Source organism: Kitasatospora sp. NPDC088742 (assembly GCF_055584905.1).
Genome location: NZ_JBVJLD010000040.1, coordinates 67,106 through 77,374, shown reverse-complemented (window position 1 = coordinate 77,374; position 10,269 = coordinate 67,106). Strand labels below are relative to the sequence as shown.

Here is a 10,269-nt window from a genome sequence, read left to right as displayed (position 1 = left end):
CAGCGACGAGCATCGACGTCAGATATGTCCCCACCCATGAACAGTCCAACGAGCAAACCCAACAGCAGTCACGGTAAGCACCGTTGCAGTACTAGAGCGGCAGGAAGAGGCCGCTGTCCGGGCGGTGCGAGAGGACCAGGCCGGTGTGGATCTCGTAGAACCAGCCGTGCAGCCGGATCCGGCCCTCCGTCAGGCGGCGGCTGATGCCCGGGTATTCGCGCAGGCGGTCGAGCTGCGCCAGCACGTGGCGCTGGACCGGGCCGGCCACGGTCGGGTCGAAGACCTCGGTCTCGTCGCCGGAGCGCAGCACCTGGTGGTCGGCGGTGCGTAGCCAGGCGTCGACGGCGGGCACCACGCTGAGGTCGTCGCCGCGGACCACCGCTCCGACCGCGCCGCAGTGTGAGTGGCCGCAGACCACGACGTCGCGCACGCCGAGCACGTCGACGGCGTACTCGACGGTGGCCGCCTCGCCGGAGGTGGTGCCGTGCCGGTGGGCCGGGACGATGTTGCCCGCGGTGCGGAGCTCGAACAGGTCGCCGGGGTCGGCGCCGGTGATCAGGCTGGGGACCACGCGGGAGTCGGAGCAGGTGATGAAGAGCGCCTGCGGGGTCTGGCCGGCGGCGAGGCCGGTGAGCTCGCGGCCGGCGTCGCCGGCGCGCTGGGGGAAGGCACGGGCGCGGTCGATGAGGGGTTCCATGGAGGGTGTCTCCTTCGGCTACGTCGGACATGCCGAGGAACGCCGGCGCTCACGGTCGGTTGACCTGTGGTGACCTGGCGTCGCGTCAAGACTCAGTAAAGCACGAGTATGTATCGGTCAAAGTGCTCCGAAGCGGAGGAGCCGTGCTCGTGTGGTTAACATCTTGTTGCCACTCGTTGCGGAAGGCTCACGCAGAGCCGAAAAGGCCGGTCCGAAACGGGAGTTGACGACCCGTCGGACCGGCCCCGGGGTGGTCGGTCAGCGCCGGACCATCCGGTCCAGCGTGTCGGCCAGGGCCGCCTTCACGGCCTGCGGGTGGGTCAGGGTGAGCTGCGGCAACTCGCTCCGGGGGCGCACGCCCCGGTCGGCCGGCACGTAGACCAGGCGCGGGGTGCGCAGGCAGTTGCCGAACTCCGCCGGGACCGGCGATGGTGCCGCGCTCGATCCAGGCGGAGAGGACGGCGTACGGCGCGCCGTCCCGGACGGCCGGGTCGGGGGAGGCCGGCGCGGCCGACAGCAGGGGTACCGGGGGCGGGGCCAGGGGTGGTGACGGAGGGTCAAGGTGCTGAACATCACGCCTTGATGTGCTCTTTACCTTTCGTTGACCCTTCCGGGCGGTGACGCTCCCCTGAAAGACTGTGGGACCACCCCTTGACCTGCGCATCAGCGCCCTGCCGGAGGGATGCCCCCGTGCCCGTGCCCCGACTGCAATCGACCCCGCTGCCCGGAATCGGCGTGCAGTACGACCTGACCACCCGAGAACATCAGCACCTCTCGGTGATCGCGCACCGGGACGGCACCCGCACCCTCAACACCTACCGCCGGGACGACCCCGACGCCTGCTCGCTCTCCGTCCACCTGACGGAGGGTGAGTCCGCCGCCCTGATCGACGCCCTGACGCCCGCCCACCACAGCCCCAACGTGCTGCACACCCTGGGCCTGGGCCTGGTCGCCGAACGGATCGAACTCTCCGGCACCTCGCACTGGAACGGCCGCGAGCTCGGCGACACCCGGATGCGCACCGAGACCGGCGTCTCCATCGTCGCCGTGCTGCGCCGTACCGGCGCCGTGCCCTCCCCGACGCCGGACTTCCGCCTCGCCGGAGGCGACACCCTCATCGTGATCGGCACCCGCGAGGGTGTCGACGCCGCCGCAGTGATCCTCGGACGGGAGTGAACGCTTGCACACCGCCACGATCTTCATCGAGCTCGGCGCGATCATCCTGACCCTCGGACTGCTCGGCCGAATAGCCGGCCGGTACGGCCTCTCGCCGATCCCGCTCTACCTGCTCGGCGGACTGGCCTTCGGCCACGGCGGGCTGCTGCCGCTCAGCAGCAGCGTGGAGTTCGTCGCCACCGGCGCCGAGATCGGCGTCATCCTGCTCCTGCTGATGCTCGGCCTGGAGTACACCGCCACCGATCTGGTCACCAACCTCAAGAGCCAGTACCCCGCCGGGATCGTGGACTTCGCGTTCAACGCCCTGCCCGGCGCGGTGATGGCGCTGCTGCTGGGCTGGGGCCCGGTGGCCGCCACCGTGCTGGCCGGCGTCACCTGGATCTCCTCCTCCGGCGTCATCGCCAAGGTGCTCGGCGACCTCGGCCGGCTCGGCAACCGGGAGACCCCCGTCATCCTCAGCATCCTGGTGCTGGAGGATCTGGCGATGGCGGTCTACCTTCCGATCCTGACGGCCCTGCTGGCCGGGGCCGGGCTGGTCGCGGGCGGCATCACGCTCGCCATCGCGCTGGCCACGGCGGGGGCGGTGCTCTTCGTCGCGCTGCGGTACGGGCGGCTGATCTCGCGGTTCGTCTCGCACGACGACCCGGAGAAGCTGCTGCTGGTGGTGCTCGGCCTCACCCTGCTGGTGGCCGGCGTCGCGCAGCAGCTCCAAGTCTCGGCGGCGGTAGGGGCGTTCCTGGTCGGCATCGCGCTCTCCGGGGAGGCGGCGGAGGGCGCGCACACCCTGCTCAGCCCGCTGCGCGATCTCTTCGCGGCGGTCTTCTTCGTCTTCTTCGGCCTGAACACCGACCCGGCCAGCATCCCGCCCGTGCTGCTCCCGGCGCTCGCGCTGGCGGTGGTCACCGCGCTGACGAAGATCGCCACCGGCTGGTGGGCCGCACGGCGGGCCGGCATCGCCTCCCGGGGCCGTTGGCGGGCGGGTGGAGCGCTGGTCGCCCGGGGCGAATTCTCCATCGTCATCGCGGGGTTGGCGGTGGCGGCCGGGATCGAGCCCGCGCTCGGACCGCTGGCCACCGCGTACGTGCTGCTGCTCGTCATCATCGGCCCGCTGGCGGCGCGCTGGACCGAGCCGATCGCCTCGGCGCTCGGTGCGCGCCGCCGCAAGGCGGAGACGGTCGACGCCGAGCGGCTCCGGGAGGAGTCAGAGGTCGTCGCCTGACGGTCGGACCCTGCCGAAGGCTACGGGGGCGCCCAACTTCCTTGCGGGAATTGGGCGCCCCTGCTCGGCTTCTCAGAGGCGGGTGGTGCGCAGCACGCCGGTGCGGAGGGGGAGGGTGAACTCTCCATCGGCGGTCTCCGGGGTGGCGGCGAGGTAGGTGCGGATGCGGGTGAGCGCCGCCGACCGGTCCGGCTCCGGCATGACGATCATCCCCGCGCGGGTGGCGAGGGTGGCCACCAGGGAGTCGGCGGTGCGGAGTTGGCCGTGCGGGAAGGTCCGCTGCTCCGGGCCGTCGAAGCGGGCGGTGCTCCCGTCCTCCGGGAGGTGCATGCCGGTGGTCACGGTGCGCCAGGCGGCGGGGGTGTCGCGGGGGCCGATCGCCGCGCTGCCGCTCACCTCGGCGAGGCCCGCCACCCACGGGACCTGGTCGTCCATCAGGTTCCACAACCCCGCCAGGACGCCGCCGGGCGTGAGCACCCGGGCGATCTCCGGGCCGGCCGCGGCCATGTCGAACCAGTGCATCGCGTTCCCCGCCAGCACGGCGTCGACGGAGCCGTCCGGGAGCGGGATCGCCTCGGCGCTGCCGGCCAGGGCATGCGCGTCCGGCAGCCCACCGCGCAGCTCCGCCAGCATCGCCGGATCCGGCTCCACGGCCACCACCTCCACGCCCATCGCGAGCAGGGTGGCCGTCAACTTGCCGGTGCCCGCGCCGAGATCGAGCACCCGGGCGCCGGGCGCGGCCTCCAGGGCCCAACGGACGGCGGCCCGCGCGTAGTCCGGGCGGTGCTCGGCGTACGCCACGGCGGCGGCGCCGAACGACGAGGCGTGTTCTGATCGTTCGTCGTGATCCATGCGGTTCACGCTAGCCGCGCCCTGCGCGGGCCGTCGTCAGACCCGGGGACGACCTCCGGATACGCTGGGGAGTGGACGGCGGTGGCGAGGGGAGGGTGAACTGCGGCTTTTGCTCAGGGAGTTCGACAGCACCCGCTGGGAGGTCTGGAGCAGTGCCCCGGCGGTGGTGGCGGAGCTCCGCCGGGCATTCCCGGATGCGCTGCCGATCTCCTCCGGGAGCCTGCTGGCGGAGCTCCCGTGGTGATCGGTCCGGAGTGATCCAGGGCGGTCGGGAGTGGGCGGAACAGGGCAGCATCGTTCATCCTTGGCCCGCCCCGATGCCAGGACGCCGTCCGGGCCGGCGATCGGTGCGGAGGTCTACGTCACCAACTTCGACAGCAACACCCTCTCGGTGATCGACACTGCCACCAACACGGTGAGCCGCACCGTCGGCATAGGGACTACCCCGTTCGCACTGGGGACGGCCCCGGTGGCCCCGGCCGTCACCGGCATCGCCCCCGACCGCGGCCCGGTGAGCGGCGGCACCGACCTCAGCGCCGCCACCGCGTCTCCTTCGGCGGCACCCCCGCCACCCAGTTCACCGTGGACAGCGCCACCCGGATCACCGCCAAGGCACCGACGGTGGCGGCGGCCGGCGTGGTCGGCCTGACGGTCACCACCCCGGGTGGCAGCGCCACGTTCCGCTACACCTACACCCGGGACACCAGCAGGCTGACGGCCGCTCCGCTGCTGCTCTCCATCGCCCCGGGCCAGTTGAGCGTCAACCTCAACCCCACGGCCGGCCTGATCCGCATCGGCTGGCCCGGCCGGACCACCGTCAGGGGCCGGCTGCGACCGGCCCCTGACGCGGGGTCAGCCGGCGAGCGCGGCGGCGAGTTGGGCGAGGACGGCGGGGTCCGTCAGCAGGTCGTTGTGCTTGAGGCAGGCGGCCGTGCGGGTGTTGACGGCGCCGGAGAGTTCGGTGCTGGACGGAGGTGAGATCTGCTCGTCGCAGGAGGACCAGAACGTGCGGTAACGGACCGGGGCGGGGGCCTCGGGCGCGGCGTTGAGGTGGCCGAGGACGTAGGAGTTCGGGGTCATGTCCTTGCAGCCCTGGTCCCAGAGCGCGCAGAACCAGGCGAGGCCGGTGCCGTGGTTGGGGCCGCCGAGGGAGACCCAGTTCCGTACGGTGCGGCCGCCGTCGCCGTACTTGACGTACCAACGGGTGGGCAGGCTGCCCAGGCTGTGCGCGACCAGGTCGACCTTGGCGGCGCCGGTCTGACGGAGCACCTGGTCGACGTAGGAGGAGAGCTGGTCGGCGAGCACCTCGTTGGTCGAGCGGGAGGAGTCGTACGACCAGGCGAAGATCCGGTCGGCGGGGATGCCGCGCGCGGTCAGGGCGGCGGTCGCCGCGCCCCACACGCCGGGGCCCGCGTTCCGGCCGTGCACGAGGACGACGGGGGTGACGCCCTCCGAAGCGGCGGTGGCCGTGGTGGCCGCGGTGGCGGGTGCGGCGGCGAGGGCGAGGGCGGCGGCGAAGGTGGTCACGAGCTGGCGGCGCATGGTGGTGTCCTCCGGTGTCCGTGGGGGCGGGCGTCCAGCTTGGACCTGACAGGGTTGTCCGGTCACTACTCCGGTCACTGCTCCTGCGGGCGGTCCTTCGAACGCCAGCACGGCGCGCGGTGGCGTCGGGGCGGAGGTAGGAAGGGGGCGGATCGTCGAGGAGAGGAACGAGGGATGTTCGAGGACCGTCGGGCCCGTCGTCAGGCCAACCACGCGTTCGAGGAGGGGAAGGGGGTCACCCGGTACCGGATGCGGGAGAAGATGTTCTCGATCGGGGACGACTACTGGATCGACGACGCGGCGGGGGAGCACGCCTACAAGGTGAACGGGAAGGCGCTGCGGATGCGCCGCACCTACGCGATCGAGGAGCCGGACGGGCGGCGGGTGGCGAAGGTGCAGAGCCGGCCGCTCCGGATCAAGGACTCGATGGAGATCGAGGACGCGGACGGGAAGCGGATCGCGCTGGTGAAGAAGGCGCTGATCAGTCCGCTGAGGGAGCGTTGGACGATCAAGCAGGAGGGCGGCGCCGAGCTCTCCGTGCAGGGGAACATCGTGGATCACGAGTACACGATCGAGCAGGACGGCATCCAGGTGGCCGAGGTGTCGAAGCGGTGGTTCCGGGTGCGGGACACCTACGGCCTGGACGTCTCCGACACGGTGGACCGGGCCACCATCCTGGCCGCCGCCATCGCGATCGACTCCATGGCGCACCCGGGGAAGTGACGCTTCCTCAGGCGGCTCACGGCCAGGGTCGGTGTCGGATGTCGATGACCTGCATGCCGGCGGCGGTGGCGGCGGTGATCCCCTCGTCGGTGTCCTCGTGGGCGAGGCACCGGTCGGGGGTGACCCCGAGGAGGCGGGCGGCGTGCAGGTAGGCGTCGGGGGCGGGTTTGGCGTGGGCGACGTCCTCGCGGCCGACCACGGTCCAGGGCAGGTCGTCCAGGCCGACCAGGGTCAGGCGGTGGCGGACGATGTCGCCGTAGTTGGCGGAGACCACGGCGACGGCGCCGCGTTCGGCGGCCGCGCGGGCCGCGGCTTCGGCGCCGGGGACGGGCTGGATGCGGTCGGTGTGGGCGAACCAGTGCGCGCGTGCCGCCTCGGCGAAGGTCGCGGGCGCGCTGGAGCTGACGGTCGATCATGTGCTGGCGTTCGACGTGCGATACGGGTGTGGGGGTGAAGGCACCGAATCCGGCTGCGGCCGACTCAACGGTCGGGCGATATCGGGCGATATCGGGCGATTGCCTGACGCGTAGGAGATGGGTCCGGTAGATGCTGTATCGGCAGCAGTACCGATGCGGAGGGAGCGGGAGCGGACCAGTGGACCAGCGGGCCGAGGGTGAGGGCGACTGGGCTCCGGCCTCGACGGTGACGACGTCACCCGGACCCCGCTTCGGCTTCGGCGGTGGGGTGGTAGGGGGTGTCGAGGAGTTCGAGGAGGCGGGGGTGGTGGAGTGCTCCTGGGAGGCGGGGGTGGTCGGTGAGGATGCCGGCTGTGCGGAGGTGGTCCAGGGGTGGTCGGGGGTCGCGGGGGACGAGGTCCCGGAGGGAGTCGGCCGAGACGGCGGGGGCGGCGCGGAGGTGGGTGAGGACGGCCACGGCGGCGGGATCGTCGGCGACTTGGGCGATGGCAGCATCCAGAATGCTGCCGTAGGCGGTGATGGTGGCGGTGCGGTGGCGGGCGGTCTCGGTGACCGCACGGGCGAAGAGTGAGCCCCAGCGGGTGAGGTCGCCGTCGGCGGCGGCGACCAGGGCGGTGTCGTGGTCGACGCGGTGGTGCTCGGACCAGGCCTCCAGGTCGAGCAGCAGGCCGGGCAGCAGGCCGGCCGCCACCAGGTCGCACTGGGCGAGCAGGCGGGCCATCCGGCCGTTGGCGTCCGGGAACGGATGGATCGTCAGCAGTCCGGCCATGGCCAGTGCGGCGGCGTCGAGCGGGGGTGCGGTGGTGTGGGTGCCCCGGTGGTGCCAGTACTCGATCCGCTGCTTCAGCTGTGCGCCCGGCGCGGTAGCGATGGTGAACTTCTCGCTGTCGGGCCAGGTGACGGTGGAGATCCCCCTGCGGAAGCCGCCAGGGTGGGTGATGTTGGGGTCCCCGGCGATGAGCATGCGGTGCAGTTCGGCGAGGGCGTCCGGGGTGAAGCAGGGGCGGCGGCCGGGGTGTTCGCGGACTTCGGCGCGGACGGAGTGGACGGCGAGCAGGCCGACCGTGGTGCGGTTCTCGGCTGCTGCGGCGAGGAGTTCGGCCAGCTGTGCGGGGGCGATGTCGGCGGTGCGCTGGAGGTGGAGCTTGGGGCGCCAGCGGGGGCGGTGGAAGAGGTCGGGGTTGGCGAGGTGGGTGCCGACGGCGGTGGTGAGTTCTGCCAGTGCGTCGAGGGCCGGTTGGCGGTCGGCGGGTGGGACGGCGGTGGCGTCGAGCGGCGGTGCGACGGGGAGGACCCGTCGCACCGCCGTTGTGGTGGAACCGTCGCGCATCAGCAGGAGGTGAACGACACGTTGCCGGTCGGCTTGGTGACGTTGACGTACTCGACCGTGTACGAGCCGAGGCTCGCGGTCGTGATCTGGTAGGTCACGGTCTGGTACTCCACGTTCAGCGCCCAGGACTGGCCCGGGTTGAGCGTCGTCTCCAGGCTGTAGCTGCGGGTGAGTTGGGTGTTGACCTCGGCGCCGAGGGTGGCGCTGAGGACCTCCGAGGCCTTCGCCGTGATGTTCGCGCTGGTCTTGATGGACACCTGGTAGTTGACGCCCTCGGTGATCTTGGTTGGCGTGTCGTTCGGGTTGCGGTAGCAGTTCTGCCGCTCGTTCCAGGTCTGGCCCTGGCTCCAGATCCACGCGCCCGGCTGGGTGCCGCTGCCCCCGCCACCGGTGCCGCCGGAGCCGCTGGTCGCGTAGTAGTCGGGATCCTGGTTCGCGTTGGAGGGGAAGAAGTTCTCCTGCCTGTGCGCCGTGATGTAGACCGTCTGAATCTCCGGCGAGAACCAGTCGCCGACCTCTCCGGAGCTGATGTTGGTGATGTCGTATCCGCCGCCGTCCCAACCTCCGCCCGTGTCTCCGCCGCCTCCGCCCGTGTCTTCGCCGCCTCCGCCACCCCAGTCGCCCGGGTCGTCGTCGCCCGGGTCGGTGCAGTCGGAGTAGTACTGGCCCCAACAGGCGGCGGCCGCCTCCTGCGGGGCGACGAGTGCGGGCACGGTGGTCAGCACGGTGGTGCCGAGGGTGGCGGCCACCACGAATTTCCTGAGTTCCACGGTCTTCTTCCCTGGGTGAGACGTCCAAGACGACGGACATCGCGGGTCGGTGCATGACGGGTCGTCAGCGGGCCGCCCACGGCCGAGTTCACTACGTTGTTCGGTGGTGCAGCGGGAATACTGGCAGAGCCACCGGGCGTTAGCCAGAATGAATTTCAGCCACCAAGCCTGCATATCCGCTCACATTGTGCGGCGGGTGTCACGGTCCGTGCCGGGCGCGTCCGGGGGTGGACGGCGCCGAGGCGGCCGTCGGCCAACGGGCTGGTGCACGGCCTGCGTACCGCGCCGTCGGCGCCGACCGCCGCGCTCAGCCGCGCCCGTACCCGCTCGCGGACCGCCGCCGGATCTCCTCGCTGCCTGCCCTGTGCTCCCGCGCCGGCCAACGGCTGTCGGGACCACGCCAACGAGAGACGAGCCAACCGCACGGCACCGCCACGAATCGCGTGGTTGTCCGGAACTGATGCGGCTGTGCCCACACCTGTGCGATCCGATGAGCGAACCGATCGTTCGGGCCCTCGGTGTGCCCTTGCCGGTCAGGCGGGGTCCTGATCCCGGGGGTCGTGGCGGGTGTCGTGGCGGGAGTGCTGCAGCGCCCAGCCGGCCAGGGCGCCGGCGTAGACGGTGTAGCCGACGCCGATCAGCCAGGACTGGACGACCAGGACGGTGCCGACCGCTCCGTAGGAGACGGCGCTGTCGACCACCAGCGGGGCGAAGACCAGGCGGGAGAAGACGCGCAGACCGGTCAGCGCGACCACGGTGCAGAGGGCACCGGGGAACAGGGTGCGCCAGGGGACCCGGGAGTTGAGCAGGAAGTGCTGGAGCCACCAGAACAGCAGGAGCCCCGCCACGACGGTGGTGGACCAGCGGAGCGCGGCGCGGGCGGCGGTGTCGTGCCAGGGCACGCCGCTCCAGGCCGCGGCCAGGATGTACCCGATCAGGCCGGCCAAGGCGACGGTCTGCCGCCAGACGTTGTGCCAGGCGCCGGCCGGGAGGCCCCAGATGCGTTCGTAGGCGTTCTGGACCGCCGACATCAGACCGATGCCGAAGAGCGCCAGCGCGGTCAGGCCGAGGGCGGTGGTGGTGCTGAGCACCTGGCGGGGCGAGGCGAAGAGCTCGCTCACCCGGTCGGCCGACCGGCCGGAGAGGCCGAGGCCGTCGATCAGCCAGTCGGCGATGCCGCTGCCCTGGGTGGGCGAGGCGGCGGCGATCACGATGAGGAGGGGGACGAGGGTGACGAAGCAGAGCGCGGCGAAGGCCATGGCCCGGTGGAGCAGCTCGATCTCACGACCGCGCGCCCACAGCTGGGCCATGACCTGGCGCGGACCCCGCCTCACCAGTAGTGGTTGCGGCCACCGACCGCGTGCCCGAGGGAACCGGCGATCCAGAGGACGAGGCCGATCAGGATCAGCGCGATGCCGATCGACCACAGGATCCCGATGCCGGTGACGAAGCCGATGACGAGGAGGATGACTCCAAGGACGATCATGGCTGCCTCCGTTCTGACCTCCCGCGTGTACCCGGTTGTGGGGATCTGACACGCCGAG

Annotated in this window: 13 protein-coding genes and 1 pseudogene; 5 read left to right on the top strand and 9 right to left on the bottom strand. The window is 71.7% G+C overall.

Annotation, left to right across the window (positions count from 1 at the left end):
• Positions 1-91: 91 nt before the first annotated feature.
• Positions 92-697 (bottom strand): carbonic anhydrase, encoded by a 606-nt coding sequence (locus ACZ6ZR_RS27395; RefSeq protein WP_465646653.1) that lies wholly within the window; start codon positions 695-697, stop codon positions 92-94.
• A 705-nt stretch (positions 698-1,402) separates the two neighbouring features.
• On the opposite strand from ACZ6ZR_RS27395, the gene ACZ6ZR_RS27390 reads away from it, so the two are divergent.
• Both ACZ6ZR_RS27390 and ACZ6ZR_RS27385 read left to right on the top strand, forming a co-directional pair.
• Positions 1,403-1,873: a cation:proton antiporter regulatory subunit gene (locus ACZ6ZR_RS27390; protein WP_465646661.1), complete on the top strand. Its 471-nt coding sequence runs from the start codon at positions 1,403-1,405 to the stop codon at positions 1,871-1,873.
• A 4-nt stretch (positions 1,874-1,877) separates the two neighbouring features.
• On the top strand, positions 1,878-3,092 hold the full coding sequence (locus ACZ6ZR_RS27385; RefSeq protein WP_465646652.1) for a cation:proton antiporter: 1,215 nt from the start codon (positions 1,878-1,880) through the stop codon (positions 3,090-3,092).
• A gap of 72 nt (positions 3,093-3,164) precedes the next feature.
• Here ACZ6ZR_RS27385 and ACZ6ZR_RS27380 read toward each other — a convergent pair whose 3' ends face one another.
• The gene (locus ACZ6ZR_RS27380; protein WP_465646650.1) at positions 3,165-3,944 is read right to left on the bottom strand and encodes a class I SAM-dependent methyltransferase; all 780 of its coding nucleotides are present in this window, start codon (positions 3,942-3,944) and stop codon (positions 3,165-3,167) included.
• Between the two features lie 109 nt (positions 3,945-4,053).
• On the opposite strand from ACZ6ZR_RS27380, the gene ACZ6ZR_RS27375 reads away from it, so the two are divergent.
• Positions 4,054-4,188 carry a hypothetical protein gene (locus ACZ6ZR_RS27375; RefSeq protein WP_465646648.1) on the top strand — a complete coding sequence of 45 codons (135 nt, stop codon included), beginning with the start codon at positions 4,054-4,056 and terminating at the stop codon, positions 4,186-4,188.
• Between the two features lie 30 nt (positions 4,189-4,218).
• A pseudogene (locus ACZ6ZR_RS27370) lies at positions 4,219-4,386 on the top strand (hypothetical protein); the annotation flags it as partial.
• 88 nt (positions 4,387-4,474) lie between these two features.
• Here ACZ6ZR_RS27370 and ACZ6ZR_RS27365 read toward each other — a convergent pair.
• Together ACZ6ZR_RS27365 and ACZ6ZR_RS27360 are read right to left on the bottom strand one after the other, a co-directional pair.
• A complete protein-coding gene (locus ACZ6ZR_RS27365; protein ID WP_465646662.1) occupies positions 4,475-4,621 on the bottom strand; it encodes a hypothetical protein in 147 nt (48 codons plus the stop codon).
• A gap of 175 nt (positions 4,622-4,796) precedes the next feature.
• The gene (locus ACZ6ZR_RS27360) at positions 4,797-5,486 is read right to left on the bottom strand and encodes an esterase/lipase family protein (RefSeq protein WP_465646646.1); all 690 of its coding nucleotides are present in this window, start codon (positions 5,484-5,486) and stop codon (positions 4,797-4,799) included.
• A 174-nt stretch (positions 5,487-5,660) separates the two neighbouring features.
• Here ACZ6ZR_RS27360 and ACZ6ZR_RS27355 point away from each other — a divergent pair, with 174 nt between their 5' ends.
• On the top strand, positions 5,661-6,209 hold the full coding sequence (locus ACZ6ZR_RS27355; RefSeq protein WP_465646645.1) for an LURP-one-related/scramblase family protein: 549 nt from the start codon (positions 5,661-5,663) through the stop codon (positions 6,207-6,209).
• Between the two features lie 16 nt (positions 6,210-6,225).
• Here ACZ6ZR_RS27355 and ACZ6ZR_RS27350 read toward each other — a convergent pair whose 3' ends face one another.
• From ACZ6ZR_RS27350 to ACZ6ZR_RS27330, 5 genes are all read right to left on the bottom strand, one after another.
• On the bottom strand, positions 6,226-6,546 hold the full coding sequence (locus tag ACZ6ZR_RS27350) for an HAD family hydrolase (protein ID WP_465646659.1): 321 nt from the start codon (positions 6,544-6,546) through the stop codon (positions 6,226-6,228).
• A gap of 314 nt (positions 6,547-6,860) precedes the next feature.
• Positions 6,861-7,955, bottom strand: coding sequence for a Fic family protein (locus ACZ6ZR_RS27345; protein WP_465646643.1), 1,095 nt, complete (start codon positions 7,953-7,955; stop codon positions 6,861-6,863).
• The gene (locus tag ACZ6ZR_RS27340; protein WP_465646641.1) at positions 7,955-8,725 is read right to left on the bottom strand and encodes a DUF6426 family protein; all 771 of its coding nucleotides are present in this window, start codon (positions 8,723-8,725) and stop codon (positions 7,955-7,957) included. Before ACZ6ZR_RS27340 ends, ACZ6ZR_RS27345 begins: the two co-directional genes overlap by 1 nt.
• Positions 8,726-9,258: 533 nt before the next feature.
• Positions 9,259-10,035, bottom strand: a complete 777-nt coding sequence (locus ACZ6ZR_RS27335) for a YhjD/YihY/BrkB family envelope integrity protein (RefSeq protein WP_465646639.1) — start codon at positions 10,033-10,035, stop codon at positions 9,259-9,261.
• A gap of 20 nt (positions 10,036-10,055) precedes the next feature.
• Complete coding sequence (locus tag ACZ6ZR_RS27330; RefSeq protein WP_465646637.1) at positions 10,056-10,211, bottom strand: DUF6131 family protein; 156 nt, start codon at positions 10,209-10,211, stop codon at positions 10,056-10,058.
• Between the last annotated feature and the right edge of the window lie 58 nt (positions 10,212-10,269).